This is a genomic window from Spirillospora sp. NPDC052242 (assembly GCF_040679555.1).
GTDB lineage: Bacteria > Actinomycetota > Actinomycetes > Streptosporangiales > Streptosporangiaceae > Spirillospora.
On record NZ_JBFAUZ010000045.1, the window covers coordinates 1 to 25666 of the forward strand.

Consider the following 25666-nt stretch of genomic DNA (forward strand, 5'->3'; position numbering starts at 1 on the left):
CCCGGCGGGGGCGGGGGGCCCCCCCCGCCGATGACCCATTGATCCGGGCGGGGGGCCGATCTTCACGGATCGGCCCCCGGCCGTGATCTCGTTACCCCGACCCCTCAGACACGCTCGTCCCCCTGGAGCACTCGAACAAGTGGCCAGCACAGAGGCAGAATTCAAGACGGGCGGCCCGGCGGTGTCCGGCCCGTCGATCGTCCCGCCCGGCCCGGCCCGGCTCGCGCTGATCGCGATCACGGTGGCGGTGCTGGCGCAGACCCTGCGCTTCTCGCTCCCGCAGCTCGACAACTTCGCCGACAGCGCCGGCATGGGCGTCGCCGGCGTCGCGGTGCTGATCGTCTACCTGGCCGGATTCGCCGCGCCGCTGATCCGCCGCGCCGCCGGGCCGCGCGGCCTGCTGCTCACCGGAGTCGGCGGGCTGCTCGCCGTCCGGCTCCTCGCGCAGCTCATCGACCCGCGCACCTGGCTGGTGTTCATCGGCGCCGCGATCGGCATGATCGCGGTGGCGGCGCTCTACGAGGGCGCCCGCGGCCTGTCCGGGGTCGGGTTCGCCACCGCGACCGTCGCCGGGCTGTCGGCCGACGCGGCCGTCCGGATGTGCTTCGCCACCTGGGACCCGGTGTGGCGGTCCGGGATCGGCCCCTGGATCGCGTGCCTGACGTTCGTCGGGCTCGGCGCGGCCGCCCTGTACCGGGAACTGCGGTCCGGGCCGGTGACGGCCCCCGGCATCTCCTGGCGGGACGCCCTGGGCGCCGCGGCGTTCGGGCCGTTCCTCGCGCTGCAGGTGCTCGTGCTGTCCAGCCCCGCGTTCGTCGCGTCGTCCGGCTGGCGGTCCCTGACGGCGGCGCACGTCACGATCGTCGTCGGGCAGGGCCTCGCGCTCGCGTTCCTCGCCTCCGGCCTCGCGGTGCGGGCGGTGCCGGGCGGCGTGTGCGTGCTCGGCGGGACGGTGCTGGGCGTCGGCGCGGGCGCCGTCGCCGGCACGTACGCGATCTCCGGGATCGAGGTCGTCCCGATCGTGATCCTCGGCCAGGTGCTGTCGGCCTGGCTGCTGGCCGTCGCGTGCCGGGCGCCGCTGCGCCGCGCCGGGACGGGCGGCTCGGTGCTGCGGATCGACGTCGGCGCGGCCCTCGGCGGCTTCCTCATCGCGGTGATCCTCGTCCCGTACCAGGTCAGCGCGCTGCTGCCGATGCCGTTCCCGAACAACCTGCTGCCCGGCGTCGCCGGGATCGCGCTGGGCGCGCTCGCGGCGATCACCGCCGCCCGCGGCGGCCCGCTGCCCGCGCGCGCCCCGCTGCGGGCGCTCACCGCCGGGGCCGCGTCCCTCGCGCTGCTGGCCGGCACGGTCGTCTTCACGGTCGCCGTCCCGGACGGGACGGCGCAGGCGGCGCCCGGCGAGGGCCGGGTCCGGATCATGAGCTACAACGTGCACGATGCGGTCAACCAGGACGGCCGGCTCGACCCCGAGGGCATCGCCCGCACCATCGAGCAGCAGAAGCCGCAGGTCGTCCTGCTGCAGGAGGCCGGGCGGGGCTCGCTGCTGTCCGGCACCGCCGACGTCGGGGTGTGGCTGTCGCGGCGCCTCGGCATGAAGCTGATCTGGGGGCCCGCCGCCGACGGCCAGTTCGGCAACGCGATCCTCACGTCGCTGCCGGTCGTCAGCTCCGGGACCGCCCGCATGCCGAAGGGCGACTGGTCGCAGATCCGCGGGTACGTGTGGGCGCGGCTCGGCGTCGGCGAGACCACGATCGACGTGTGGTCCACGCACCTCGAGGGCGGCGACGACAACGGCGACGTGCGCGAGCTGCAGATCGCGGCGCTGCTGCGCGCGTGGGGCGGCGCGCCCCGCACGGTGATCGGCGGCGACTTCAACACCGGCCCCGGCAGCCCCGAGCTGTCGCGGATGACGCGCGGCACCGACCTGCGCACGGCCGTGATCGGCGCCGACCCGGCCCCGACCACCCCGGACGGGGACCGGCACGACTGGATCTTCGGTTCGGACGGCATCCTGTTCTCCGACTACGACGTGCCGAAGTCCGACGCGTCCGACCACTACCCGGTCGCGGTGACCGTCCGGATCCAGCGGTAGCGGCGGGGGCGGGCCGCTAGGGTCGTGCGCATGAGCGACGCGACGGCCGTCATCGAGGCGGCCGGCCCCCCGGACGCCGGGGAGATCCTGACCGTCCAGCGGGCCGCCTACCTGACCGAGGCGCAGCTGTACGGCGACCCGTTCATCCCGCCGCTCGTGGAGTCGCTCGACCAGATCCGCGCGGCCCTGCGGGACGCCGACGGGCTGGTGCTGAAGGCGGTGCTGGACGGACGTCTCGCCGGTGCCGTCCGCGCCCGGTTCAACGACCGGACGTGCCTGGTCGGGCGCCTCGTCGTGGCGCCCGACCTGCAGGGCCGCGGGATCGGCGGGCGGCTCCTGCGGGCGGTCGAGGACGCGGCGGCGGGCCGCGCCGACGCGTGCGCGCTCGCCACCGGCCACCTCAGCGACGGGAACCTGCGGCTGTACCGGCGGGTCGGCTACCGGGAGACGCGCCGGGAGCGGGTCGCCGCGCACCTCACGTACGTGCACATGCGCAAGCCCCTCGAACCCGTGGAGGCCGCGCCGCCCGCGGCGGGCGGGACCGCCGCCCCGGCCGCGCCGGCCGGGGCCTAGGGTTCGTTCCATGCTGAAAGTGGGACTCACCGGCGGAATCGGGTCGGGCAAGAGCGAGGTGTCGGCGCGGCTGAGCGGTCACGGCGCGGTGGTGATCGACGCCGACCGGATCGCGCGGGAGGTCGTGGAGCCCGGCACGCCCGGCCTGGCCGCGGTCGTCCGCGAGTTCGGCGACGGCGTGCTGCTGCCGTCGGGCGGGCTCGACCGCGCGAAGGTCGGGTCGATCGTGTTCCACGACGCCGACCGCCTCGCCGCGCTCAACGCGATCGTCCACCCCCTGGTGGGGGAGCGGATGCAGGAGCTCATGGACGCCGCCCCCGCCGACGCCGTGGTGGTCTACGACGTCCCGCTGCTGGTCGAGAACGGGCTCAAGGGCATGTACGACGTCGTCGTGGTGGTCGACGCCCCCGAGGAGGCGCAGCTCGACCGGCTGACGTCCCGCCGCGGCATGACGGAGGCCGACGCGCGCGCCCGCATGGCGAACCAGGCGTCGCGGGACGAGCGCCGCGCCGTCGCCGACCACGTCATCGACAACTCGGGCGATCTCGAGAAGCTGCACGCGCAGGTCGACGCCCTCTGGGAGACCCTCGCCGCCCGCGCCGCGCGGGCCTGAGCCGCCGCCGCGGCGGAGGTCTTGCGGCGGAGGTCCGTGCCCCTTTTCCGCCCGAGGCGCACGGTCCGGCGGGCGGCCGGTCCGGGCGATCTGTCGCCTTCGTCACGGGCGGCCGGTGGCATGCGGCGCGCCGCTATAGGCTCGTCGCTATGCACCCCGGGGGATGGTGGCGGACGGCGTGGGCGACGCGGCGTTCGCGCGCGCTCGACGTCGTCATCGCCGTGTCGGCGGCCGCCGCCGACGCCGTGCTCCTGTGGTTCACGCCCCAGCAGGACTTCTGGCTCCCGCCGTGGGCGGTCTCGGCGGCGAGCGTCGTCGTGGGGCTCGCGCTGATCGTCCGGCGGCTGCATCCGGTCGGGCTGGCGGTGTTCGTGGTGGCGTTCAGCACGGTCACCGGCGGCGGCGCGCTCGGCTTCCTCATCATGCTCTACTCGCTGGCCGCCTACGCGATCTCCCGGCGGACGATCGTGTCGGTCGCGGTCGTCGGGTACGTCCTGTCGGTCGTGTTCCCCGCCCCGGCGACCGGCACCGACTCCATCGGCGTCCGCGCGATCTACGCGGTCGCGTTCATCGCCGTCCCGGTCCTGCTGGGCCTGTACATGGGGGCGCGCAAGCAGCTGCTGGCGTCGCTGCAGGAGCGGGCGGCTCGGCTGGAGCGCGAACGCCACCTTCTCGCAGAGCGCGCGCGGGGCGAGGAGCGCACCCGTATCGCGCGGGAGATGCACGACGTGGTGGCCAACCGGATCAGCGTCATGGTGGTGCACGCCGGGGCGCTGCGGGCGATCGCCGCCCGCGACCCCGCCCGCGCCGCCGAGACCGCCACCGTGATCGGGGACATGGGCCGGCAGGCCCTGGACGAGCTGCGGCACGTCATCGGGGTCCTGCGGCAGGGCGAGGAGGTCCTCCCGCAGGAGAACACGACGCTGGAGCACGTCCGGGAGCTGGTGGGGCAGTCGGGCGCCGCGGGGCTGCGGGTGGACCTGGCCGTGCAGGGCGAGGAGCGGCCGATGCCGCCCGCCGTGGGACGCACGGTGTACCGGCTCGTCCAGGAGGCGCTGACGAACGTCCACAAGCACGCGGGCGCCGCCGACACCCGGGTGGCGCTCGTCCTGCAGCCCGAGGCCGTCGAGGTGGAGGTCGTCAACGGCGTCCCGACGGCGGCGCCCCAGCACGCGCTGCCGAGCGGCGGGAACGGCCTGGTGGGGATGCGGGAGCGGGTCACGGCCCTCGGCGGCGGGTTCGAGGCCGGGCCGCTGGACGGCGGCTGGGCGGTCCGCGCGCGGCTGCCGCTGCCCGCGTCCTAGCGGCCGGGCTCCGGCGGCGGCGCCGTGGGAGCGCGCCCAGGGAACGGCGTGCGACCTGGGGCCCGGCCGCTCGGATACCGAATGTCGGACCCCCTGAATACAGTGGGGAAGAGACCAGGGGAGGGGACGAATGCGGCCTGTCACGGATCTGCGGCGCCGTGTGGCGCCGTTCGAGGTCGTCACCGAGATGACGCCGTCGGGCGACCAGCCGCAGGCGATCGCCGAGCTCGCCGCACGCGTCGACCGCGGCGACAAGGACGCGGTGCTGCTCGGCGCGACCGGCACCGGCAAGACCGCCACGATCGCGTGGCTGATCGAGAAGCTGCAGCGGCCCGTGCTCGTCATGCAGCCGAACAAGACCCTCGCCGCCCAGTTCGCCAACGAGCTGCGCGAGATGCTGCCCGGCAACGCCGTCGAGTACTTCGTGTCGTACTACGACTACTACCAGCCCGAGGCGTACATCCCGCAGACCGACACCTACATCGAGAAGGACTCCTCGATCAACGACGAGGTCGACCGGCTGCGGCACTCGGCGACGAACTCGCTGCTGACGCGGCGCGACACCGTCGTCGTCGCGTCCGTGTCGTGCATCTACGGCCTCGGCACCCCGCAGGAGTACGTCGACCGGATGGTGCGGCTGCACGTCGGGCAGGAGATCGACCGGGACGAGCTGCTGCGCAGGCTCGTGGAGATGCAGTACTCGCGCAACGACCTCGCGTTCACCCGGGGCACGTTCCGGGTGCGGGGCGACACCATCGAGATCATCCCGCAGTACGAGGAGCTCGCCGTCCGGATCGAGATGTTCGGCGACGAGATCGAGAAGCTCGCCACCCTGCACCCGCTGACCGGCGAGGTGATCACCGAGGACGAGGAACTGTACGTCTTCCCCGCCTCCCACTACGTCGCCGGCCCGGAGCGGATGGAGCGGGCGATCCGCGACATCGAGGCCGAGCTCGAGACGACCCTCGCCGAGATGGAGCGGCGGGGCAAGATGCTCGAGGCGCAGCGGCTGCGGATGCGCACCAACTACGACATCGAGATGATGCGGCAGGTCGGCACCTGCTCCGGCATCGAGAACTACTCGCGGCACATCGACGGCCGCGGCGCCGGGACGGCGCCCAACACCCTCCTCGACTACTTCCCCGAGGACTTCCTGCTCGTCATCGACGAGTCGCACCAGACCGTCCCGCAGATCGGCGCGATGTACGAGGGCGACGCGTCCCGCAAGCGGATGCTGGTCGAGCACGGGTTCCGGCTGCCGTCCGCGATGGACAACCGCCCGCTGAAGTGGGAGGAGTTCCTCGAGCGGATCGGGCAGACGGTGTACCTGTCGGCGACGCCCGGCCCGTACGAGATGGGACGCGTGCAGGGCGACGTCGTCGAGCAGGTCATCCGGCCCACCGGGCTGATCGACCCCGAGATCGTCGTGAAGCCGACGAAGGGGCAGATCGACGACCTCGTCCACGAAATCCGGGAGCGGACCGAACGCGACGAGCGCGTCCTGGTCACCACGCTCACCAAGAAGATGGCCGAGGACCTCACCGACTACCTGCTCGAACTCGGCATCCAGGTCCGGTACCTGCACAGCGAGGTCGACACCCTCCGCCGCATCGAGCTGCTCCGCGAGCTGCGCGCCGGCGACTTCGACGTGCTGGTCGGCATCAACCTGCTCCGTGAGGGCCTCGACCTGCCGGAGGTGTCGCTCGTCGCGATCCTCGACGCCGACAAGGAGGGCTTCCTCCGCTCGGACACGTCCCTCATCCAGACGATCGGCCGCGCCGCGCGGAACGTGTCCGGGCAGGTCCACATGTACGCCGACACGGTCACCCCGTCGATGGAACGGGCGATCGACGAGACCAACCGGCGGCGCGCCAAGCAGCAGGCGTACAACACCGAGCACGGCATCGAGCCGCGGGCGCTGCGCAAGCGGATCGCCGACATCCTCGACTCTCTCGCCCGCGAGGACGCCGACACCGAGACGCTCATCGGCGGCGCGGGTCGGCAGCAGTCCCGCGGCAAGGCGCCCGTCCCCGGGCTGGCGTCCCGCACCGCGGAGGTCGGCCGGCACGCCGCCGACCTGGTGGGGGAGCGGCCCCGCGAGGAGCTCGAGGGCCTCATCGAGCAGATGACCGAGCAGATGCACCAGGCCGCCGCCGACCTGCAGTTCGAGCTCGCCGCCCGGCTCCGCGACGAGATCAAGGAGCTCAAGCGGGAGCTCCGCGAGATGAAGGAGGCCGGCGTCAGCTGACCCGGCCCGGACGGGCCCGCACGCCGCGGGCCCGTCCGGTGCGCGTCACATGTGGGTGCCGCCGTCGATGCGCAGCTCGGTGCCGGTGACGAACGCGCCGTCGTCGGACGCCAGCATCGCGACCACGCCCGCGACCGTCTCGGGCCCCGCGAAGCCCTTGCCGATGGCCGGCGCCAGCTTCACGAACAGGCTCATGTCGGCGTCGTCCGGCAGCCCGGGGCCGCGCCCGGTCGTCATGCCGCTGCTGATCGAGCCGGGCGCCACCGCCACGGCCCGCAGCCCCTGCTTGGCGTACTCGCTCGCCAGCACGTGCGTGAACGACTGGATCCCGCCCTTGGACGCCGCGTACGCCGCCATGTAGGGGTGCGCGAAGCTCGCGGACGTCGAGCTGAAGTTCACCACCACGCCCCGGCCGGACTCCAGCAGCGCGGGCAGCGCCTCCCGCGTCACCAGGAACGTCCCGGTGAGGTTCACCCGCAGGACGGTGTTCCAGAACTCGAGCGTCGTCTCGTGCGTGTGCGCCGAGCGCAGGATCCCGGCGGCGTTGACGAGCGCGTCCAGGCCGCCCAGCTCCCGCACGGCGTCCCCGACGCCCGCCCGCACCGCGTCCTCGTCCGCGACGTCCATGCGCGCCGTCGTGAGCCGGTCCGCGTGCCCGGCCGAACCGGCGCGCTTCGCCGTCTCGGCGAGCCCCTCCTCGTTCACGTCGAACGCCGCGACGCGCCCGCCCTCGGCGAGGATCCGCAGCACGGTGGCCTGCCCGATGCCCGAGCCCGCACCCGTGATGATCACCCGGCGGCCGTCGAACCGCTCCATGTCGTCCTCCCTCTGCATGGAATGTCTACATGGCACAACGTGCCACACTGAGACTTTATGCCTAGAGTGGGGATGTGAACCTCACCGAGCGTCGCAAGGCCGCCACCGAGCTGGAGATCGCGCGCGCCGCCGCGTCCCTGTTCGCCGAGCGCGGCTCGGGCGGGACGACCGTCGAGGCCATCGCCGACCGCGCCGGCCTCTCGCTGCGCACCTTCTACCGCTACTTCCCCACGAAGCAGGACGCCGTCGCGCCGCTGCTGTCCATCGGCGCCCAGCGCTGGCTGGACCTGCTCGCCGCGACGCCGCCCGACATCCCCACCGTCCGCGCCCTCGAGGGCGCGGCCGAACGGGCGCTCACCACCGCCGACGCCACGACCGCCGAGTCCTACGGCTGGACGCGCGGCCTGCTGCGCGCCGCCGACGGCGACCCCGCGCTCCGCGCGGTGTGGCTCCGCGTGAACGACGAGTCCGAGCGGCGCCTCGTCCGGATCCTCGCCGACCGCGCGGACGGCGCCGACCCCCTCGAGGCGCGCGTCGCCGCCGCTGCCGCGACCGCCGCCATCCGCATCGCGGTCGAGACCTGGGCGCGCGGCGACGCCCCGCCCACCGGCCCCGGCTCCCCCGCCGCCCTCGCCGTCCGCTGCATGCGAGAACTCACCGCCGGCCTCCGCCCGACCCCCCGACCCTGAACCCCCGCAGACCACGGGACGTCGGCGCGAGGTGCGAGCCCGAGCCGTGAGCGGCGGGGAGCCCGGCCCCAGCCGCGGGACGTCGGGCGCGGGGCGTGAGTCGCGTGTCGCGCCGTGGGGCGAGGGGGTTGCGGGCGGGTGGGTCAGGCGGGGGTGAAGGTCATGATCGTGCGGTCTTCGACGGGGCGGTAGCCGAGGCGGCGGTAGATGGCGTTGCTCGTCGGGTTGGCGAGGTCGGTGAACAGGACGACCTCGCGCGCGCCGGTGTCGAGGGCGGAGCGGGTCACGGCGGCGGTGACGGCGGCGCCGTAGCCGTTGCGGCGGTGCTCCGGGGGCGTGTAGACGGGCGCGACGCGGGCCATCCCGGCGACGATCCGGGTGCGCGCGGCCATCGACACCGGCGTCCCGCCGCGTTCCCACAGGGCGAGGCCGCCGGTGGCGATGCGGTCGTCGAGGGCGGCGAGGTTCGCCGGGCCGTGCTCCTCGTCCTCCTCGCTGAACGCGACGAACCACGCGCCGGCGACGTCGCGGTCGGCGGCGGTCGCGATCCGGGCCGTGCCGGGCGGCGCCGGGTCGGGGGCGGCGAGCGTGCCGAGCCGGTAGAGGCGCTGCCGCATGGTGACGCGGGCCGAGCCGCCCGTCCGGCGCCGCCAGGCGTCCGTGAACGCCTCGGCGGTCTCCGGGTTGGCGTGCACGCCGCCGACGGGCTCCGGCAGGACGCCCGCGAGTTCGCGGGCCGCGTCCGGCGGGCAGCCGAGCAGCGGCGGGCGCGGCGGCGTCCACAGCGCGATGCCCTCGACGCGGCCGTCGCGGGTCCAGGAGGCGAACAGGACGTCCTCGCGGTCGCCCGGTTCCTGGGCGCGCATGGTGGCGGTGACCGTGAGCGCCACCGTGTGGACGGCCGGGTCGGCGTGCATGAACGGTCCGGCGTCGGCGAGGAAGGTGTCGAGATCGCGCGTCAGCGTCCAGCCCATCGCCCCAGTCTGGACGACGCCGTACCGCTCGTGCACCCGGATATCCGATCGTCCCCCGGGACCCCGGCGCCCTACGATCGCGCCATGGACTTCGAGGTGCGGACGGCGCGCGACGCGGACCTGGCGGCCCTCCCGGAGATCGAGCGGGGCGCGGACGGGGTGTTCGGGCAGGTCGGCATCGTGTTCCCGCCGGGCCCCACCGTGATCGAGGAGCTGATCGGGACGGACGCCGACATCATCGTCGCGGGCGACCCGCCGGTGGGCTTCGCCGCGGTCCGGGACGTCGACGGCGCGGCCCACCTGGAACAGATCGCGGTCCGCGCCGACCTCACCGGCCGGGGCATCGGCGTGCCGCTGCTGCGGGCCGTCCTCGCGCGCGCGGCGGACGCCGGGGCGCCGGGTGTCGGCCTGCTGACGTTCCGGGACGTCCCGTGGAACATGCCCTGGTATGAGCGGCACGGGTTCGCCGAGCTGCCCGCGGAGCGCTGGGGGCCGGGCCTGCGGGCGCACTGGGACGCCGAGATCGAGGCGGGCCTGCACCGGCTGGGCCCGCGCGTGGTCATGTGGGCGCCGGTCCGCTGACGCGCCGCCGCCTCCGCCGCAGCAGCCGGTAGCCCGTCCACACTGTCAGCAGCAGCAGGAGCAGCGCGACGATCGGGGCGAGGATCGCCAGCAGGCTCATGCCCAGCGACGCGGTGTCCTCCGCCGTGCTGACGACGGGCGCGCCGAAGCCGAACGTGCCGCCGTCGATCACCGGGCGCACCGACGCCTTGACCGCGTGCACCGCCAGCGCCGCCACGATGCCGAGCACCCAGCCGAGCCAGGCGTGCTCCTGCATGAACGACGACGTCTCGATCCGCGCGTCCACCCGCTCCGCCGCGTCCGTGGCGGCGAACACCGCCCCGCCCGCCGCCGGACGGACGAGCGTCTGCACGGCGTCGTTGACCGTGTCGACCGCCGGGATCTTGTCCAGGACGACCTCGGCGGCGAGCAGCACCGCGAGCCCCGCGAGGATCCAGCCGTTCGTCAGCCACCCGAACTCGGCGGGCAGCCGGACCAGGTCGGTGAAGCGGGCCAGGAGCCCGACGACGAGCATCGGGATGTAGGCGTTCAACCCGGCGGCGGTCGACAGGCCGAGGCCGGTCAGGGTCGCGAGCATCGTCCAAGGCTCCCCGTATCGTTGTGGTCCTAGGACGTGGGCGCCCCCATCCGGGTTCCGGGCGGAGGCGTCCGGCACAAGAGGACAGGGGGGACGATGACGAGCCCGGGGGCGTGGCTGCGAGGTCTGCGAGGACGGCTCGGCGATCGGACGCTCTCCGCGGTGGCGCTGGTCGCGCTGCTGGCCCTGGCGGTCGTCCCGCTGGTGGCGCTGCCGGCGGTGCGGTGCGAGGTGTTCGGGAGCGGCTGCCGCGAGCCCGCACCGGACGTCCGCGCGGACCCGGTCGTCGCGGAGAAGCCGTCCGTCACCCCCGTCCAGGCGGCCGTGCGGGGCGGGTACGTTGCGCTCGGCGACTCCTACTCGTCCGGCCTCGGCGCCGAGGGCACCGTCGCCGACCGCAACCCGCTGAACCGCTGCCAGCGGACGTCCGAGGCGTACTACCACGGGGTCGCGGCGGCGTTCGAGTTCGCCGGGGGCAGCGCGTTCTGGGCCTGTTCCGGGGCGACCACCGACGACGTCCTGGACGGCAAGGGCGGCGAGCCCCCGCAGATCGGCCGGATCGGCGCCGGCACCAGCCTGATCACGCTCAGCATCGGCGGGAACGACGTCGGCTTCTCCAAGATCCTCGCGGGCTGCGTGGTCAAGCTGCCGTGGAGCGACGCCTGCACCGAGCAGGGCGTCGACATCGCCGCGCGGATGGCCGGGCTGCGGCAGGAGCTGCCCGCCCTGATCGACCGGCTGCGGGAGCGGGCGCCGCGGGCCCGGATCGTCCTGATGGGCTACCCGAAGGCGTTCTCGGAGGTGGCGGGCGCGGCCGGCGACAACATCACGGTCGGAGACCAGCGGTGGCTGAACGCCCGCACCTACGAGCTGGGGAAGCTGATCGAGAAGACGGCCGCCGAGGCCGACGCGGAGATCGCGGCGACGGGCGCGCCCGGCAGCGTCGAGTTCGTGGACGCCTACAGCGCGTTCGCCGGCCACGAGGCGGGCAGCCGCGACCCGTACATGAACGGGCTGACCGTCGACCTGGCCGCGTTCAAGGCCGAGCCGCGCAGCTTCCACCCGACCGCGAAGGGCCACGACGCCCTCGCGCGGCTGTTCGTCGAGCAGATCAAGAAGGGGCCCGGCCGCCCCCTCACCTGAGCCGGGTCGCCGAGTCGTCCGGCGACGCCCAGGTCACCCGGTTCGCGTGAACCGTGTGACGGTCCCCGGCGGAACGGGCATGTAGGGACCGAACGGGAGGTTCCGATGTCCGTCACGCTGGCCCTCGCCGGAGATACGATGCTGGGGCGGGGCGTCGCCGAACGCGTCGCCGCCGACCCGGACGGCCTGTTCTCCGGCGGGGTGCGCGACGCCGTCGCCGGGGCCGACCTCGCCGTCCTGAACCTCGAATGCTGCGTCTCCGACCGCGGGCGGCGATGGGACCCGGCGCACAAGGCGTTCCACTTCCGCGCGCCGCCGGCCGCCGCCGAGGTCCTCGCCGGCCTCGGCGTCGACTGCGTCACGCTCGCGAACAACCACGCCCTCGACTACGGCCCCGACGCCCTGTCCGACACCCTCGGCCACCTCACCGCCGCGGGCGTCCGGACCGTCGGCGCCGGACGGACCCGGGACGAGGCGCGCACACCGGCCGTCCTGGAGTGCGGCGGCCTGCGCCTGGCGGTCGTCGGCGTCACCGACCATCCCGCCGACTTCGCCGCCGCGCCCGACCGGCCGGGCGTCGCCCACGCCGACCTCGAATCCGGCGCGCCCGCGTGGCTTCTCGACCTCGTCCGGGATCTCCGCGCCTACCACGACGCCGTCCTCGTCACCCCGCACTGGGGCCCGAACATGACGTCCGAGCCGCTCCCGTACGTACGGCGGGCCGCCGCGGAGCTCCTGGAGGCGGGCGCCACGCTGGTCGCCGGGCACTCCGCCCACGTGTTCCACGGCGTCGCCGGCCCGGTCCTGTTCGACCTCGGCGACTTCATCGACGACTACGCCGTGAACGGATTCCTCCGCAACGACCTGGGGCTGCTCTTCCGCGTCACCCTGGACGAACGCGGCCCGTCCGGCATCGAGGCGATCCCGCTCAGCCTCGACTACGCCGGCACCCGCCTCGCCGACGGCGCCGACCGCGCCTGGATCGCGGGCCGCCTCACCGAGGCCTGCGCGGCGTTCGGCACCGAGGTCGCGGCCCGCGGCGCGCGGGGGCCGCTGACCATCGCGCCCTGAGGGCCGCGCGACGTCCCGCTCACGGCCGGAGGACGATCGAGCGCGCGGGACGCCTTTGCCGACGGCGTCCGCTTCGTGGGGCTGTCCGGGCTGACCGAGCCGTCGCTGCCGGCGCAGTCGGTCTGCGACGCGCTCGGCGTCGACGAGGGCGCCGAGCCCGCGGCGGCCCGGCTCGCCGACCATCTGGCGGACCGGTCGCTGCTGCTCGTCCTCGACACCTGCGAGCACCTGGTGGACGAGTGCGCGATGCTGGCCGAGGCGCTGCTGGCGGCCGCGCCCGGGCCGCGCGTCCTGGCGACCGGCCGGCAGCCGCTGGACGTCATGGGCGAGTGCGCCTTCCCGGTCGCGCCGCTGGCCCGGCCGAAGACGGCCGCGATCGCCCCGGCGGGACCGGCGGCCCGCGAAACCGAAGCGCCGCCGCGGTCTCAGCGCAGGTCGCCGGCCTCGTGCAGCCGGTCGAAGATGATCTGGTCGACGGGGGAGACCCGGTCGCGGTCGCGGTACGACAGCCAGCCGACCTCTTCGATCTCGTTGCGCGGGACGGGCGTGCCGCGGTGGTCGGCGGTGTAGCAGGTCATCCGGACGGTGACGCCGCACGCGTGCCCGTGCGCCTGCGCCCGGAACGTCCCGAAGTGCCGGACGGTGTCGGGCTCGATGGCGACGGCGAGCTCCTCCTCGATCTCGCGGACGAGGGTGTCGAGGTCGGTCTCGCCGGGCTCGCGCTTGCCGCCCGGGAGGTAGTACACGTCCTTGCCGCGCGATCGGGTGCTGAGGATCCTCCCGTCCTCCAGATGAATCCACGCGATCTTGTCGATGGTCTTGATCAACCCGGTTCCCCCGTCGGTCGCCGTCGTTCGTCCCCCGCCTCCATCATCGCAATTCTCACGACCCGGCGCCGTCGGGTTCCGGGCCGCGGCCGCCCCGAATCGCGCCGGGAGCGGACGTCCCGCACGGCGACGGCCGTGCCGGGGCGGGGCCGCCGGCCTCCGCGCCTTACTCCCGCGCTGTCGTTTTGACTCTTCCGGTTAACGTAACCTGACCGCAAAGCAACCCCCTGACCAGCGCAAACCCCTGCTCGGCAGATGGACGGCGCCGCTGAGCAACTCCCCGGCAGACCCCTTGACGGAGGCCCCCTTGTGCGACTTCGACGAGCCTGACCTCTTCACGGACGAGTCCCTCATCGACGACCCCCACCCCCACTACGACCGCCTGCGGGGGAAGTGCCCGGTCCGGATCGAGCCCCACCACGGCGTGGCCGCGGTGACCGGCTACGACGAGGCCGTCGCGGTCTTCCGGGACCACGCGGGCTACTCGTCCGTCAACGCCGTGACCGGGCCGTTCCCGCCCCTGCCGTTCGAGCCGGAGGGCGACGACATCGGCGCGCTGATCGAGAAGTACCGCGACCACTTCCCGATGAACGAGCACCTGGTGACCCTGGACCGTCCGCAGCACACCGCGCACCGGGCGCTGCTGCGCAAGCTGCTGACCCCGCGGCGGCTGCAGGAGAACGAGGCGTTCATGCGGCGCCTGGCCGACCGCCAGATCGACGAGTTCCTCGACCGGGGCCGGTGCGAGCTGATGGGCGACTACGCCAAGCCGTTCTCGCTGCTCGTCATCGCGGACCTGCTGGGCGTGCCGGAGGAGGACCACCGGAGCTTCCGGGCGCAACTCGCGAGCGGGTCGGCGCCGCTGGAGAACGGCGAGGTGCCCATCGCCAACCCGCTGGAGTTCCTGGAGGAGCGCTTCACCTCCTACGTCGAGGACCGCCGCCGCGAACCCCGCGAGGACGTGCTGACCTCGCTGGCCACCGCCCGCTTCCCCGACGGCACGCTGCCGGAGGTGGCCGACGTGGTCCGGGTCGCCTGCTTCCTGTTCGCGGCCGGGCAGGACACCACGGCCCGGCTGCTCACCTCCGCGTTCCGGATCATCGCCGACCGGCCCGACCTGCAGCGGCTGCTGCGGGACGAGCGCGACCGCGTGCCCGCGTTCGTCGAGGAGACGCTGCGGATGGAGAGCCCGGTCAAGAGCGGCTTCCGGCTCGCCCGGACGCCCATGACGCTCGGCGGCGTCGACGTCGCCCCCGGGACCACGGTGATGGTGCTCAACGGCGCGGTGAACCGCGACCCCGCCCGGTTCGAGTGCCCGCACGAGTTCCGCGTCGACCGCCCCAACGTGCGCGAGCACCTGGCGTTCGGGCGCGGCGTCCACTCCTGCCCGGGCGGTCCCCTCGCCCGCATCGAGGCCCGCGTCAGCATCGAGCGGTTCCTGGACCGCACGTCCGGCATCGCCGTCGTCGAGGCCGAGCACGGCCCGCCCGGCGACCGCCGCTACTCCTACGAGCCGACCTACATCCTGCGCGGCCTCAACGAGCTGCACCTCGAGTTCGCGCCGGTCACGGCGCCGTGAGCGCGGGGCCGGACGGGCCCGGGCGGGCGCGGCCGGTCAGCCCTCGGTGATCCGGTTGAGGCGGTCCACGGCGTCGGCGAACTCCTGCACCATGTCGTAGACCACCTGGCGGGCGGGCTTGACGGTGTTCATCAGCCCGACGCACTGGCCGACGAAGTAGTTCGCGAGCTGCCGGGCCCCCGGGTTGCCGGACTCGGCGACCTTGTTGATCTGCCGCATGGCGCCCTCGGCGACGATCATCTGCAGCGGCATGCCGAGGGCGCCGGGGCTCGCGGGGCCCTCCCACTCGTCCGTCCAGGCCGACCGGAGTTGCCGGGCGGGCTTGCCGGTGCGGGACCGGGAGCGGATCGTGTCGCGGGACGTCGCGGCGAGCATCTTCTCCTTGACCGGGGGCGGGGTCTCGGCCTCCTCGGTGGTGAGCCACACCGAGCCGCACCAGACGCCGGACGCGCCGAGGGCCAGGGACGCGGCCATCTGCCGTCCCGTCGCGATCCCGCCCGCCGCGAGGACGGGCACCGGCGCGACCTCGTCGACGATCTCGGGGACCAGCACCATCGTGGAGATCTCGCCGGTGTGCCCGCCGGCCTCGCCGCCCTGCGCGACGATGAGCTCGGCGCCCGCGGCGACCTGCCGGCGGGCGTGCTCGGCGGTGCCGACTAGCGCGGCGACCGGGACGCCCGCCGCGCGGGCCTTCTCCACCATGAGCGGCGGGGGAGTGCCGAGCGCGCTGGCGATGAGCCCGATGGGATGGGCGAGGGACACGTCGATCAGCTCGGACGCGCCCTTCTTCGTCACCTGCGTGCCGCCGCGGGCGTTCGCGCGCTTCGCCTTCTCGAAGTCCGGCAGCGGGACGTCGTACTTCTCGAACAGGCCCGCGAGGAAGGTCCAGTGCTCCTCGGGGATCGCGGCGAGCATGTCGTCCAGCCCGCCGCCCCGCTCGGCCGATGCGTCGATCTTGCCGGGGACGAGGACGTCCACGCCGTACGGCCGTCCGCCGACGTGGTCGTCGATCCAGCGGAGCTCCTCCTCGAGCCGGTCGGGCGTGTAGGCCACCGCGCCGAGGACGCCGAAGCCGCCCGCGTTGGTGACGGCGGCGACGACGTCGCGGCAGTGGCTGAAGGCGAACAGCGGGAACTCGATGCCGAACCGGCGGCAGACCTCGGTGTCCATGCCGGGCACGCTAGCGGACCGAATGTTATTCGGTCTAGGGGCGGAACAGCATGTAGGACTCGCCCTCGCCGGGGGCCGTGAACTCCGCGCGCAGCGGCAGTCCCGCGCGCAGCTCCGCGCGGTCGACGCCGTCCAGCCGGGCGTGCAGCCACGGCCCCTCGGCCAGCTCCACCAGCGCCAGGAACGCCGGGGGCGGGACGCTGCCGTCCGCGGCGGGGCGCCCGTGCGTGACGGTCCACGTGACGAGCGACGCGTCGCCGCTCGCCTCCGCCCAGTTCAGCTCGTCCGTCCCGCAGCCGGGGCAGTCGCCCGCGTCGGGGGGCAGCCAGCGGTCGCAGGCCGCGCAGTGCTTGATCACGAGCCGGCCGGCGGCGGCGCCGTCGAAGAACGGGTCGGTGCGGCCGTCGCGCCGCAGAACGCCGATGTCCATCGGGTCAGGCTCCCTTCGGGTGCGGGCTGACGATCAGCGTGGAGTGGTGGTCGAGGATGCCGCCGTTGCCGCTGACGAGGATGACGTCGTTGGCGGGCGCCTGCCGTTCGCCGCCGTCCCCCCGGGCCTGGATCACGGCCTCCGACAGCGGCGTCATGCCCCACATGTAGTACGCCGACAGCTGCCCGCCGCCGGTGTTGGTCGGCAGCGACCCGCCCGGGCCGAGGGCGCCGGACGCGGCGAACGCGCCGCCCTCGCCCTTCGCGCAGAAGCCGTAGTCCTCGAGCGACACCAGGACCGTGTACGTGTAGCAGTCGTACAGCTCGCACACGGTGACGTCCGACGGGGTGATCCCGGCCATCTTCATCGCGGTGGCGCCGGACGCGGCGGCGCCGGTGGTCAGCCCCCACTCGCTGCCGCGCTCCTTGCGGTGCCCCGGGTGGCCCTGCCCCCATCCCCACAGGTGGACGGGCGGACGGGCGAGATCGCGCGCCCGTTCGGCGGACGTGACGATCACCGCGATCGCGCCGTTGGAAACCAGGCAGCAGTCGAGCAGGTGCAGCGGCTCGGCGACCCAGCGGGAGCGCTGGTGGTCGTCGAGGGTGATCGGGTCGCGCATCTGCGCGAGCGGGTTGCGGGTCGCCCACTCCCGCGTCGCGACGGCGATCGCGCCGAGCTGCTCGCTGGTGGTGCCGTAGCGATCCATGTGCCGCTGCGCCGCGAGCGCGTAGAACGCGTTCACGCTGCGCAGGCCGAGCGCGGCCGTCATCCCGCCGAACCCGTACCACTCGCGCGCGTCGCGGTGGTACGCCGCGCCGGACGACTGCTTCGGCTTGAGCGGCGCGTCCGCGAAGACGCACGCCACCGCGGACGCGGCGCCGCTGCGCACCGACATCGCCGCGTAGGAGATCATCGCCCCGGCGGTCGCGCCGAACGCGTTCATCTGCGTCAGCAGCCGCAGGTCGCGCAGCCCCAGCGTCTCGGCCAGCTCGATGCCGGGGGAGCCCCCCAGCCCGTGGCTGACGATCAGCCCGTCCACCTCGCCCGGCGCGAGGCCCGCGTCGGCCGCGGCGAGCCGCACCGCGTCCGCGGCGAGCCGGCGGGGGCTGCGTCCGTACACCTTGCCCAGCTCGGTCATGCCGAGCCCTGCGATCGCCGTGCCGTCACCCATCGGTCGTGCATCCCTCCCGCGTGTCCATCCGGCCACGGTACCGAATCGCGTTCGGTGCGGGATCGGCCGGGGCGGCGCGGAAGGTGCTCCGGTACGCCTGCGGGGACGCGCCCACGGCGCGCGCGAAGTGGGCCCGCAGCGTCACCGCCGACCCGTACCCGCACTCGGCCGCGACCCGCTCGACCGGCAGGTCCGTCGTCTCCAGCAGCTGCTGGGCCCGCCGCACCCGCGCCCGCGCGAGCCACCGCAGCGGCGTCGTCCCCGCCTGCTCCCGGAACCGGCGGCTGAGCGTCCGCACGCTGACGGACGTGTGCCGCGCGATGTCGTCCAGCGTCAGCGGCCGGTGCAGATTCGCCTCCAGCCACGCCAGGACGGGCTGCAGCGCCGTGCCGGCGTCCGCCGGGTCCGCGTGCCGGATGAACTGCGCCTGCCCGCCGTCCCGTTGCGGCGGCATGATGATCCGGCGGGCGGTGCGGGCGGCGGCCGCCGCGCCGTGGTCCCGGCGGACGACGTGCAGGCACAGATCGATCCCCGCCGCGACGCCGGCCGAGGTCAGCACCGCGCCCTCGTCGATGAACAGCACGGCCGGGTCGACCTCGACCTCCGGGTACCGCCGGGCCAGCCGCCGCGCGTACATCCAGTGGGTCGTCGCGCGCCGCCCGTCCAGCAGGCCGGCGGCGGCCAGGACGAACGCGCCGACGCAGATGCTCGCGACGCGCGCGCCCCGGGCCGACGCGTCCCGCAGCGCGTCGAGCACCTCGCCCGGCGGATCGTACGGGTCGTCGTGGCCCGGCACGACGATCGTGTCGGCGCCCGCGAGCGCGTCGAGCCCGAACGGGGCCTCCACCCGCATCCGGCCGAGCACGCCCGACGTCGCCGCGCCGTCCGGCCCGGCGCACACGCGCACCTCGTACAGCGGGACGCCCAGGTCGGTGGTGGTCGACCCGAACACCTGCCCCGGGACGGCCAGGTCGAACGGGACGACCCCGTCCAGGGCGAGGACGGCGACGATGTGCGCTCTCGGGGGCGTCATGGCCAGAACGTAGCGCACATCGGCAAGATGGCCACTGTCGGGAGGACGGTCGCCCGGCGGACGATCGGCGGTGTCCACCGACACCCGACCGAGGAGCCGCCATGGCCGACTTCTTCTCCGAGTTCGACGCCCCCGACACCGACCTGACCCGCAAGGCGTACGACCACGTCTTCTCGACCGGGACCGAGACCATCGCCGCGCACAGCGTCCGCACCTACCTGTTCGGGCGGGCGCACGGGGAACGGCGAGGGCTGCGCCCGGGCGCCGACTACGACGACGAGGCGCTGCTCCTCGCGTGCCTGCTGCACGACGCCGGCCTGACGGCGGAGGCGGACGCGCGCACCCGCTTCGACGTGGACGGAGCCGACCTCGCCGCGTCGTTCCTGCGGAAGAACGGGCTCGCGGAGGAGCGCGTCCGGCTCGTGTGGGAGGCGATCGCGCTGCACACCAGCGCGGGCATCGCGCACCGGATGCGTCCCGAGATCGCGCTCACCCACCTTGGCGCCGGCACCGACGTCGCCATGCTCGGCGCGGACGCCCTCCCCGACGGGCTCGCCGACCGGGCGCACGCGGCGTTCCCCCGGCTGGGCGGGAGCATGGAGCTCCTCGACGCGATCGTCGGCCAGGTCGCCCGCCACCCGGGCAAGGCGCCGCAGGGCTCGTTCCCCGCCGAGCTCGCCCGGCAGGGCGGCGTCGAGGCGGCCGAGCCGAGATTCACCGACGTCGCCGCGCAGGCGTGGCCGGGAGTCGCCTGACCCGACGCCGTCCCATGCGCGGGCGCTTCCCGCATCGGACGTCCGCCCGCGCCCCCGAAGCCGGGGGACGCGGGCGGACGTGACGTGAGGCAGGTGTCGGGAGGCGGGCGTCAGGAGGCCAGGACGGCCTGCAGGAAGTCCCGCGTGCGCTGCTCGGTGGGCTCGCCGAAGATCTGGTCCGGCGGGCCCTCCTCGACGATCTGGCCCTGGTCGAACATCAGGACCCGGTCCGAGATGTCCCTGGCGAAGTGCATCTCGTGCGTGACGCACAGCATCGTCAGGTCGCTCTCGCGGGCGATGTCCCGCAGCAGGTCCTGGACGCCGACGACCAGTTCGGGGTCGAGCGCCGACGTGACCTCGTCCAGCAGCAGGACCTTGGGCTGCATGGCGAGGGCGCGCGCGATCGCGACCCGCTGCTGCTGGCCGCCCGACAGCCTGCTCGGGTGGGCGTTCTCCTTGTCGGCCAGCCCGACCAGGTCCAGCAGGCCGCGGGCCCGCTCGACGGCCTCGTCCTTGGACACGCCCAGCACGCGCACGGGCCCCTCGGTGAGGTTGCGCAGCACGTTCATGTTGGGGAACAGGTTGAACTGCTGGAACACCATGCCGACCTGCTTGCGCATCTCGTGCAGGTGCTTCTCGTTGGCCGGGACGAGCTTGCCCCCCTTGTCCATGTGCCAGAGGGTGTTGTCGCCGATCCAGATGACGCCCTCGTCGAGCTTCTCGAGCGTCATCAGCAGCCGCAGGATCGTGGTCTTGCCCGACCCGGACGGCCCGATGAGCGTTACGCGCTCGCCTGGCCGCACGGTGAAGTCGAGTTCGCGGAGCACGACGTTGCCGCCGAACCGCTTGACCACCTTCTCGAAGCGGATGCCGGGCGCGTCGGACGCCTTGCCGGCGGCCGTGCCCGGGGCCTCGCCCTTCTGCGCGGAGACGCCCTCGGTCTCGTCGGGATTCGGGGCTTCCGGTGCGGTGTCAGTTGGTGGCATAACGCGTCTCCAGGCGGCGGACGATGATCGAGGAGATCACGCTGACCAGGACGAAGATCAGTCCGGCGACGGTCAGCGGCTCCAGGTACTTCAGGGTCTTGGCCCCCTCGTCGAACGCGACGAAGAGCACCTCGTGGACGCTGATCGCCAGCAGCATCGGGGTGTCCTTGAACGTCGCGATCAAATAGTTCCCGAGGGTCGGGATGACCCGCCGGACCGCCTGCGGCAGGATCACGTCCAGCCACACCCGCGACCTCGGCAGGTTGAGCGCGGTGCACGCCTCCCACTGGCCCTTCGGGATGTCGGCGATGCCCGCCCGGTACACCTCCGCCGTGTAGGTGGAGTAGTGCACGCCCAGCGTGATGATCCCGGCGGTGAGCGACTCGAGCGTCAGGCCCCAGTCCGGGAAGACGAAGTAGACGAAGAACAGCTGCGGGATCAGCGGCGTCGACCGGATGAACTCGGTCACCCACCGGACCGTCTGCCGGACGACCACGTTCGGCGCCCGCCGCAGCAGCGTCCACACCAGCCCGAGGACGAGGGCGATCGCGTACGCGATCAGCGTCGCCAGGACCGTGACCCGCAGTCCTTCGAGCAGCGCCGGGAAGACGTCCACGGCGTACCCGGTGTCCCACTGCATCAGCCGGTCACCCCCGCCCCGGGGGCGCCCGCCGCGACGGACTTCAGCGACGGCTCGTTGCCGCCGCTGCGGCCGAGCATCCGGTCGACGCGGCGTTCCGCGAAGCGGACGAACAGCTGCAGGAGCTGCGCGATCACGAAGTAGAACACGAGGACGACGGAGAAGACCGTGATGGTGTCACCCAGGCTGCTCTGCAGGTTCTTCGACACCCGCGTCAGGTCGACCAGGCCGATCAGGGAGACGATGGCCGTCGCCTTCATCAGCTCGATGAGCAGGTTGCCGAACGGCGGCAGCATGAGCGCGACGCCCTGCGGCAGCAGGACGCGCACCATCCGCTGGAAGGGCGTGAAGTTCAGCGCGATCGCGGCCTCGTACTGGGCCTTGGGCACCGCGTTGAGCGCGCCGCGCACCACCTCCGCGCCGTACGCGCCGACGTTCAGGCCGAGCGCGAGCACCGCCGCGAGCATCGGGGTGAACCGGAAACCGACGAGGGGCAGCGCGTAGAAGAACCAGTACAGCAGCACCAGCGCCGGCGTCCCGCGGAAGAACTCCACGTAGACGCGGTTGAGCACCCGCACCCACGTGTGGCGCGAGGTGCCCGCCAGGCCGAAGGCCAGGGCGAGCACCAGCGCCAGCAGGGCGCCCAGGACGGTGAGCTGGACGGTCGTGACGGCGCCCTCGAGCCACTGGTCGTTGCTGAGGACCTCGGACACGGGTCAGCCCTTGCAGAACTTGGCGGCGGTGTCGCCCGCGGCGGGCATCTCCGCCTCGGTGAAGCCGAACGGCTGGAGGATCGGCAGCAGCTTGCCGCCGTCCTTCAGCTTCTTCAGCTCCCCGTTGAAGGCGTTCAGCAGCTCGGTGTCGGCCTTGCGGAACGCGAAGGCGCCCGCACCGAACTGCTCCTTGCCGTCGACGACGGGCGTGAACGCGTCGGTGACCTCGAAGCCCTCGCCCTCGTGCTTGGACAGCAGGTCGGCCAGCGAGATGCGGGTCAGCCAGATCGCGTCGATCCGGCCGGACTTCAGGCCCGAGTAGGCGCTCGCCTGATCTGGGAAGGTCTGGACGTCCTTCACGCCGAGGCTCTCGGCGTAGCCCTGCTCGACGGCGCCGGTCAGCACGCCGACCTTCGCGTTCTCGGCCGCGAGGGTCTTGCCGTCCGTCAGGCCCATCGGGTTGCCCTCCTTGACCATGAGGGCGCTCTTCGCGACGTACTCGGGGTCGGAGAACGCCACCGACTGGCAGCGCTCGGGAGTGATGAACATGCCGGCGGCGATGACGTCGAAGCGCTTGGCGTTCAGCCCGCCGATCAGGCCGCCGAAGTCGACCTGGACTCCCTCCATCTCCTCGATGCCGAGGTTCTTGAAGATGACGCGGGCGAGCTCGGGGGCCTCACCGGTCAGCTTCCCGGAGCTGTCGGTGAAGCCGTAGGGGGCCTCGTTGGCGAAGCCGACCTTGATCTTGCCGGCGTCCTTCGCCTTCTGGAGGGTGCCGCCGCCGCTCACCTCGGCCTCCGGGTCCGTCGTGGAGCAACCCGCCGCGGCGAGGGGCACCGCGGCGGACAGCAGAACGGCGGAGCGGAGGAAATCGCGTCGTGAGGAAGTCATCGTTGAACTCCTGCGTGGGGGGTGGTGTGCGTTGCGCCCGCGGAGACGATATGCCTCCGCGGGCGCAACTACCTCGGTCGGGTTATGGAATTGTTACGCCCACCGGGTCAGTCGCGAACGGGGGTGAAGTCGCGGGCGCCGATGAACGTGGGGCGGGGTGAAGGCGCCGAGAAGGGCTCGACGCACGTGTTCTCCACACTGTTGAACACGATGAACACGTTGGAGCGCGGGAACGGCGTGATGTTCCCGTTGGAGCCGTGCATGCAGTTGCAGTCGAACATCGTCGCCGAGCCGGCGGGCCCGGTGAACAGCTCGATGCCGTGCTTGTCGGCGAGGATGGAGAGGCTGTTCGGGTCGGGGGTGCCGATTTCCTGGCTGCGCAGGGACTCCTTGTAGTGGTCGGCGGGAGTTTCCCCGACGGCCGCCACGAACGTCTTGTGCGAGCCCGGCATGATCATGAGGGCGCCATTGTGCACGAAGTTCTCGGTCAGCGCGATGGAGATGCTCACCGCGCGCATCCGAGGCATGCCGTCCTCCGCGTGCCAGGTCTCGAAGTCCGAGTGCCAGTAGAAGTCCTTACCGGTGAAGCCTGGCTTGTAATTGACCCGGCTCTGGTGAACGTAAACGTCCGAGCCGAGAATTTGCCGGGCCCGGCCAACGACCCGCGGGTCCTTGACCAGTGCGTTGAAGACTTCGCTGATCTTGTGGACCTCGAAGATGGACCGGACCTCGTCGGACCCGCGCTCGGTGACCGTGCGCTCGTCGGCCAGGATCTCCGGGTCGGCGGACAGCCGGCGCAGCTCGGCGCGGTAGTCCTCGACCTCCTCCGGCGCGAGCAGCTGGTCGACGCTCAGGAACCCGTTGGTCTCGAAGGAGTCGAGCGTCGCCTCGTCGATGGGACCGTCGCTCGGACTGCCGTAGACGACCGGATCCTGGCGGTACAGGAGCGCGGCCTCGGTCCCCTTGCGGGTGGGGTAGGCGTCGTCGATCGTCGGGTGGCTCTCGATGATGCTCATGCGTCCTCCTCTGTGAGCAGCGGATAGACCCCGTTCTCGTCATGGACCTCCCGGCCGGTCACGGGCGGGTTGAACACGCAGACCGTCTTGACGTCCGTGTGCGCCCGCAGGGTGTGGTGCTCGTGCCCGTCCAGCAGGTACATGACGCCGGGCTCGATACGGTGCTTCTCACCGTTCTCGTGGTTGATCAGCTCCCCTTCGCCCTCGATGCAGTAGACGGCCTCGATGTGGTTCGCGTACCACATCTTCGTCTCGGTCCCGGCGTACAGGACGGTCTCGTGCATCGAGAACCCCACGCCCTCCTTGGCCAGCACGAAGCGGCGGCTGTGCCATGTGGGCGCCTGAACATCGCGCTCGGTGCCGATGATCTCCTTCAGGGAACGAACGATCATTGATCTCCTCTTTCGATCGCGGGGGGCAGCCGCTGACGGCCCCTCAGTGCGCCCGTGCGGGACGGGCGCCGGACCCCGTACGGGACGGTCGGTCAGACCGTCACGGTCGTGCGGACGGCCTCGACGGAGTCGGCGATGATCTCCAGGCCGCGGCTCAGCTCGGCCTCGGTCACGGTGAGCGGCGGCAGCAGCTTGACCACCTCGCCCTCCGGACCGGACGTCTCCATCAGCAGCCCGCGCTTGAACGCCTCGCCGCAGACCTTCGGGGCCGTCTCCGGGTCCTTCATGACCAGGCCCCAGGCCAGGCCGCGGCCGCGCACCCCGTCGATGGCGCCGGCGTGCGACAGCGCGATCTCCTCGAGGGCGGTCTGGACCTGCTGGCCCTTGGCGAGGGTCTGCTTCTCCATGCCCTGGCCGGTCCAGTAGTCCTCCAGGGCGCCGACGGCGGTGACGAACGCGGGGTTGAAGCCGCGGAACGTCCCGTTGTGCTCGCCGGGCTCCCAGACGTCCAGTTCGCGGCGCATCAGCGTCACCGCGAACGGCAGCCCGTAGCCGCTGAGCGACTTGGACAGGCAGACGATGTCCGGGGTGATCCCGGCCTCCTCGAACGAGAAGAACGGGCCGGTGCGGCCGCAGCCCATCTGCACGTCGTCGACGATCAGGAGGATCTCGTGCCGGCGGCACAGGTCCTGCAGGCCGCGCAGCCACTCGGCGGTGGCGACGTTGATGCCGCCCTCGCCCTGCACCGTCTCGACGATCACCGCGGCGGGCTTGTCGAGGCCGCTGCCGCTGTCGTCCAGCATCGTGTCGAACAGCAGGAAGTCGGGCGTGCGGCCGTCGAGGTAGTTGTCGTAGGGCATCGCGACGCCGTGGCCGAGCGGCACGCCGGCCCCGGTGCGCTTCATCGAGTTGCCGGTGACCGCCAGCGCCCCCAGCGTCATGCCGTGGAAGGCGTTGGTGAAGCTGACGACCGTCTCGCGGCCGGTGTACTTGCGGGCGAGCTTGAGGGCGGCCTCGACCGAGTTGTTGCCCGCCGGGCCGGGGAACTGGACCTTGTAGTCCAGCCCCCGCGGGGACAGCACGTACTCGTTGAACCGTTCCAGGAAGTCCCGCTTGGCCGTGGTGTACATGTCCAGGCTGTGGACGATCGCGTCGCTCGCCAGGTAGTCGATCAGGCGGCGTTTCAGCTGCGGGTTGTTGTGCCCGTAGTTCAGCGTTCCCGCACCGGCGAAGAAATCGAGGTAGGTGCGGCCGTTCTCATCGGTCATGTGGCTGCCCTGGGCGCTGGTGAACACCGTGGGCCAGCTCCTGCAGTAGCCGCGGACTTCCGATTCCATACGGGCGAAAGTGTCCATGATCTGCCTCCGGCAGGTTGGGATGG

The 25666-nt window shown here is 73.0% G+C and carries 26 protein-coding genes; 11 read left to right on the forward strand and 15 right to left on the reverse strand.

What is annotated here, in order from left to right:
- Window positions 1-139 precede the first annotated feature (139 nt).
- The 5 genes from AB0L25_RS30620 to uvrB all read left to right on the forward strand — a co-directional run bounded on the left by AB0L25_RS30620 (window position 140) and on the right by uvrB (window position 6830).
- Window positions 140-2092, forward strand: a complete 1953-nt coding sequence (locus tag AB0L25_RS30620; RefSeq protein WP_500176205.1) for an endonuclease/exonuclease/phosphatase family protein — start codon at window positions 140-142, stop codon at window positions 2090-2092.
- 30 nt (window positions 2093-2122) lie between these two features.
- Window positions 2123-2665, forward strand: a complete 543-nt coding sequence (locus AB0L25_RS30625) for a GNAT family N-acetyltransferase (protein ID WP_500176206.1) — start codon at window positions 2123-2125, stop codon at window positions 2663-2665.
- A 10-nt stretch (window positions 2666-2675) separates the two neighbouring features.
- Window positions 2676-3278: a dephospho-CoA kinase gene (coaE, locus tag AB0L25_RS30630; protein ID WP_500176207.1), complete on the forward strand. Its 603-nt coding sequence runs from the start codon at window positions 2676-2678 to the stop codon at window positions 3276-3278.
- Between the two features lie 149 nt (window positions 3279-3427).
- Entirely contained in the window at window positions 3428-4582 is a 1155-nt protein-coding gene (locus AB0L25_RS30635) for a sensor histidine kinase (protein WP_500176208.1), read from the forward strand.
- Between the two features lie 130 nt (window positions 4583-4712).
- The gene (gene uvrB, locus AB0L25_RS30640; protein WP_500176209.1) at window positions 4713-6830 is read left to right on the forward strand and encodes an excinuclease ABC subunit UvrB; all 2118 of its coding nucleotides are present in this window, start codon (window positions 4713-4715) and stop codon (window positions 6828-6830) included.
- Window positions 6831-6875: 45 nt separating this feature from the next.
- On the opposite strand, the gene AB0L25_RS30645 is transcribed toward uvrB, so the two are convergent.
- Window positions 6876-7664, reverse strand: coding sequence for an SDR family NAD(P)-dependent oxidoreductase (locus AB0L25_RS30645; protein ID WP_500176210.1), 789 nt, complete (start codon window positions 7662-7664; stop codon window positions 6876-6878).
- A 56-nt stretch (window positions 7665-7720) separates the two neighbouring features.
- Here AB0L25_RS30645 and AB0L25_RS30650 point away from each other — a divergent pair, with 56 nt between their 5' ends.
- Window positions 7721-8335: a TetR/AcrR family transcriptional regulator gene (locus AB0L25_RS30650; RefSeq protein WP_500176211.1), complete on the forward strand. Its 615-nt coding sequence runs from the start codon at window positions 7721-7723 to the stop codon at window positions 8333-8335.
- A 143-nt stretch (window positions 8336-8478) separates the two neighbouring features.
- On the opposite strand, the gene AB0L25_RS30655 is transcribed toward AB0L25_RS30650, so the two are convergent.
- Window positions 8479-9345, reverse strand: coding sequence for a GNAT family N-acetyltransferase (locus AB0L25_RS30655; protein WP_500176212.1), 867 nt, complete (start codon window positions 9343-9345; stop codon window positions 8479-8481).
- A 48-nt stretch (window positions 9346-9393) separates the two neighbouring features.
- Between AB0L25_RS30655 and AB0L25_RS30660 the strand changes: the two genes are divergently transcribed.
- A complete protein-coding gene (locus AB0L25_RS30660) occupies window positions 9394-9891 on the forward strand; it encodes a GNAT family N-acetyltransferase (RefSeq protein WP_500176213.1) in 498 nt (165 codons plus the stop codon).
- Here AB0L25_RS30660 and AB0L25_RS30665 read toward each other — a convergent pair.
- Complete coding sequence (locus AB0L25_RS30665; RefSeq protein ID WP_500176214.1) at window positions 9869-10468, reverse strand: DUF4126 domain-containing protein; 600 nt, start codon at window positions 10466-10468, stop codon at window positions 9869-9871. The two genes, AB0L25_RS30660 and AB0L25_RS30665, sit on opposite strands and share 23 nt — an antisense overlap.
- 96 nt (window positions 10469-10564) lie before the next feature.
- Between AB0L25_RS30665 and AB0L25_RS30670 the strand changes: the two genes are divergently transcribed.
- Window positions 10565-11611, forward strand: coding sequence for an SGNH/GDSL hydrolase family protein (locus AB0L25_RS30670; RefSeq protein WP_500176215.1), 1047 nt, complete (start codon window positions 10565-10567; stop codon window positions 11609-11611).
- 105 nt (window positions 11612-11716) lie between these two features.
- Window positions 11717-12682: a CapA family protein gene (locus AB0L25_RS30675; RefSeq protein ID WP_500176216.1), complete on the forward strand. Its 966-nt coding sequence runs from the start codon at window positions 11717-11719 to the stop codon at window positions 12680-12682.
- Window positions 12683-13107: 425 nt separating this feature from the next.
- Here the strand turns inward: AB0L25_RS30675 and AB0L25_RS30680 are convergent, their stop codons facing one another.
- The gene (locus AB0L25_RS30680; RefSeq protein WP_500176217.1) at window positions 13108-13509 is read right to left on the reverse strand and encodes an NUDIX hydrolase; all 402 of its coding nucleotides are present in this window, start codon (window positions 13507-13509) and stop codon (window positions 13108-13110) included.
- Window positions 13510-13816: 307 nt separating this feature from the next.
- On the opposite strand from AB0L25_RS30680, the gene AB0L25_RS30685 reads away from it, so the two are divergent.
- The gene (locus AB0L25_RS30685) at window positions 13817-15088 is read left to right on the forward strand and encodes a cytochrome P450 (protein WP_500176218.1); all 1272 of its coding nucleotides are present in this window, start codon (window positions 13817-13819) and stop codon (window positions 15086-15088) included.
- Window positions 15089-15124: 36 nt separating this feature from the next.
- Here the strand turns inward: AB0L25_RS30685 and AB0L25_RS30690 are convergent, their stop codons facing one another.
- Genes AB0L25_RS30690 through AB0L25_RS30705 form a run of 4 tightly spaced genes read right to left on the reverse strand, consistent with a single transcriptional unit; the run spans window position 15125 to window position 18892 of the window.
- On the reverse strand, window positions 15125-16258 hold the full coding sequence (locus AB0L25_RS30690; RefSeq protein WP_500176219.1) for an NAD(P)H-dependent flavin oxidoreductase: 1134 nt from the start codon (window positions 16256-16258) through the stop codon (window positions 15125-15127).
- A 34-nt stretch (window positions 16259-16292) separates the two neighbouring features.
- The gene (locus tag AB0L25_RS30695; protein WP_500176220.1) at window positions 16293-16688 is read right to left on the reverse strand and encodes a Zn-ribbon domain-containing OB-fold protein; all 396 of its coding nucleotides are present in this window, start codon (window positions 16686-16688) and stop codon (window positions 16293-16295) included.
- 4 nt (window positions 16689-16692) lie between these two features.
- Complete coding sequence (locus AB0L25_RS30700; protein ID WP_500176221.1) at window positions 16693-17859, reverse strand: thiolase family protein; 1167 nt, start codon at window positions 17857-17859, stop codon at window positions 16693-16695.
- Entirely contained in the window at window positions 17852-18892 is a 1041-nt protein-coding gene (locus AB0L25_RS30705; protein ID WP_500176222.1) for a GlxA family transcriptional regulator, read from the reverse strand. The genes AB0L25_RS30700 and AB0L25_RS30705 overlap by 8 nt, the downstream gene beginning before the upstream one ends.
- A gap of 101 nt (window positions 18893-18993) precedes the next feature.
- Between AB0L25_RS30705 and AB0L25_RS30710 the strand changes: the two genes are divergently transcribed.
- The gene (locus AB0L25_RS30710) at window positions 18994-19647 is read left to right on the forward strand and encodes an HD domain-containing protein (protein WP_500176223.1); all 654 of its coding nucleotides are present in this window, start codon (window positions 18994-18996) and stop codon (window positions 19645-19647) included.
- Between the two features lie 110 nt (window positions 19648-19757).
- Here AB0L25_RS30710 and ehuA read toward each other — a convergent pair whose 3' ends face one another.
- The 7 genes from ehuA to ectB form a co-directional block, all read right to left on the reverse strand.
- Window positions 19758-20633: an ectoine/hydroxyectoine ABC transporter ATP-binding protein EhuA gene (ehuA, locus tag AB0L25_RS30715; RefSeq protein ID WP_500176224.1), complete on the reverse strand. Its 876-nt coding sequence runs from the start codon at window positions 20631-20633 to the stop codon at window positions 19758-19760.
- Window positions 20620-21273 carry an ectoine/hydroxyectoine ABC transporter permease subunit EhuD gene (gene ehuD / locus AB0L25_RS30720; protein WP_500176225.1) on the reverse strand — a complete coding sequence of 218 codons (654 nt, stop codon included), beginning with the start codon at window positions 21271-21273 and terminating at the stop codon, window positions 20620-20622. Before ehuD ends, ehuA begins: the two co-directional genes overlap by 14 nt.
- Window positions 21273-21986 (reverse strand): ectoine/hydroxyectoine ABC transporter permease subunit EhuC, encoded by a 714-nt coding sequence (gene ehuC, locus AB0L25_RS30725; RefSeq protein ID WP_500176226.1) that lies wholly within the window; start codon window positions 21984-21986, stop codon window positions 21273-21275. Before ehuC ends, ehuD begins: the two co-directional genes overlap by 1 nt.
- 3 nt (window positions 21987-21989) lie before the next feature.
- Window positions 21990-22877: an ectoine/hydroxyectoine ABC transporter substrate-binding protein EhuB gene (gene ehuB / locus AB0L25_RS30730; RefSeq protein ID WP_500176227.1), complete on the reverse strand. Its 888-nt coding sequence runs from the start codon at window positions 22875-22877 to the stop codon at window positions 21990-21992.
- Window positions 22878-22984: 107 nt separating this feature from the next.
- On the reverse strand, window positions 22985-23893 hold the full coding sequence (thpD, locus tag AB0L25_RS30735) for an ectoine hydroxylase (RefSeq protein WP_500176228.1): 909 nt from the start codon (window positions 23891-23893) through the stop codon (window positions 22985-22987).
- Window positions 23890-24285, reverse strand: coding sequence for an ectoine synthase (locus AB0L25_RS30740; protein ID WP_026405913.1), 396 nt, complete (start codon window positions 24283-24285; stop codon window positions 23890-23892). The genes thpD and AB0L25_RS30740 overlap by 4 nt, the downstream gene beginning before the upstream one ends.
- Window positions 24286-24377: 92 nt before the next feature.
- Window positions 24378-25640 (reverse strand): diaminobutyrate--2-oxoglutarate transaminase, encoded by a 1263-nt coding sequence (gene ectB / locus AB0L25_RS30745; protein WP_500176229.1) that lies wholly within the window; start codon window positions 25638-25640, stop codon window positions 24378-24380.
- Window positions 25641-25666 lie beyond the last annotated feature (26 nt).

What these genes read in the sequence shown, in the direction of transcription:
- AB0L25_RS30625 (WP_500176206.1), top strand. Translation starts at nt 2,123, where the DNA reads ATGAGCGACGCGACGGCCGTCATCGAGGCGGCCGGCCCCCCGGACGCC.
- coaE (WP_500176207.1), top strand. Translation starts at nt 2,676, where the DNA reads ATGCTGAAAGTGGGACTCACCGGCGGAATCGGGTCGGGCAAGAGCGAG.
- AB0L25_RS30635 (WP_500176208.1), top strand. Translation starts at nt 3,428, where the DNA reads ATGCACCCCGGGGGATGGTGGCGGACGGCGTGGGCGACGCGGCGTTCG.
- uvrB (WP_500176209.1), top strand. Translation starts at nt 4,713, where the DNA reads ATGCGGCCTGTCACGGATCTGCGGCGCCGTGTGGCGCCGTTCGAGGTC.
- AB0L25_RS30645 (WP_500176210.1), bottom strand. Translation starts at nt 7,664, where the DNA reads ATGCAGAGGGAGGACGACATGGAGCGGTTCGACGGCCGCCGGGTGATC.
- AB0L25_RS30660 (WP_500176213.1), top strand. Translation starts at nt 9,394, where the DNA reads ATGGACTTCGAGGTGCGGACGGCGCGCGACGCGGACCTGGCGGCCCTC.
- AB0L25_RS30665 (WP_500176214.1), bottom strand. Translation starts at nt 10,468, where the DNA reads ATGCTCGCGACCCTGACCGGCCTCGGCCTGTCGACCGCCGCCGGGTTG.
- AB0L25_RS30670 (WP_500176215.1), top strand. Translation starts at nt 10,565, where the DNA reads ATGACGAGCCCGGGGGCGTGGCTGCGAGGTCTGCGAGGACGGCTCGGC.
- AB0L25_RS30675 (WP_500176216.1), top strand. Translation starts at nt 11,717, where the DNA reads ATGTCCGTCACGCTGGCCCTCGCCGGAGATACGATGCTGGGGCGGGGC.
- AB0L25_RS30690 (WP_500176219.1), bottom strand. Translation starts at nt 16,258, where the DNA reads ATGGACACCGAGGTCTGCCGCCGGTTCGGCATCGAGTTCCCGCTGTTC.
- AB0L25_RS30695 (WP_500176220.1), bottom strand. Translation starts at nt 16,688, where the DNA reads ATGGACATCGGCGTTCTGCGGCGCGACGGCCGCACCGACCCGTTCTTC.
- AB0L25_RS30700 (WP_500176221.1), bottom strand. Translation starts at nt 17,859, where the DNA reads ATGGGTGACGGCACGGCGATCGCAGGGCTCGGCATGACCGAGCTGGGC.
- AB0L25_RS30705 (WP_500176222.1), bottom strand. Translation starts at nt 18,892, where the DNA reads ATGACGCCCCCGAGAGCGCACATCGTCGCCGTCCTCGCCCTGGACGGG.
- AB0L25_RS30710 (WP_500176223.1), top strand. Translation starts at nt 18,994, where the DNA reads ATGGCCGACTTCTTCTCCGAGTTCGACGCCCCCGACACCGACCTGACC.
- ehuA (WP_500176224.1), bottom strand. Translation starts at nt 20,633, where the DNA reads ATGCCACCAACTGACACCGCACCGGAAGCCCCGAATCCCGACGAGACC.
- ehuD (WP_500176225.1), bottom strand. Translation starts at nt 21,273, where the DNA reads ATGCAGTGGGACACCGGGTACGCCGTGGACGTCTTCCCGGCGCTGCTC.
- ehuB (WP_500176227.1), bottom strand. Translation starts at nt 22,877, where the DNA reads ATGACTTCCTCACGACGCGATTTCCTCCGCTCCGCCGTTCTGCTGTCC.
- thpD (WP_500176228.1), bottom strand. Translation starts at nt 23,893, where the DNA reads ATGAGCATCATCGAGAGCCACCCGACGATCGACGACGCCTACCCCACC.
- AB0L25_RS30740 (WP_026405913.1), bottom strand. Translation starts at nt 24,285, where the DNA reads ATGATCGTTCGTTCCCTGAAGGAGATCATCGGCACCGAGCGCGATGTT.
- ectB (WP_500176229.1), bottom strand. Translation starts at nt 25,640, where the DNA reads ATGGACACTTTCGCCCGTATGGAATCGGAAGTCCGCGGCTACTGCAGG.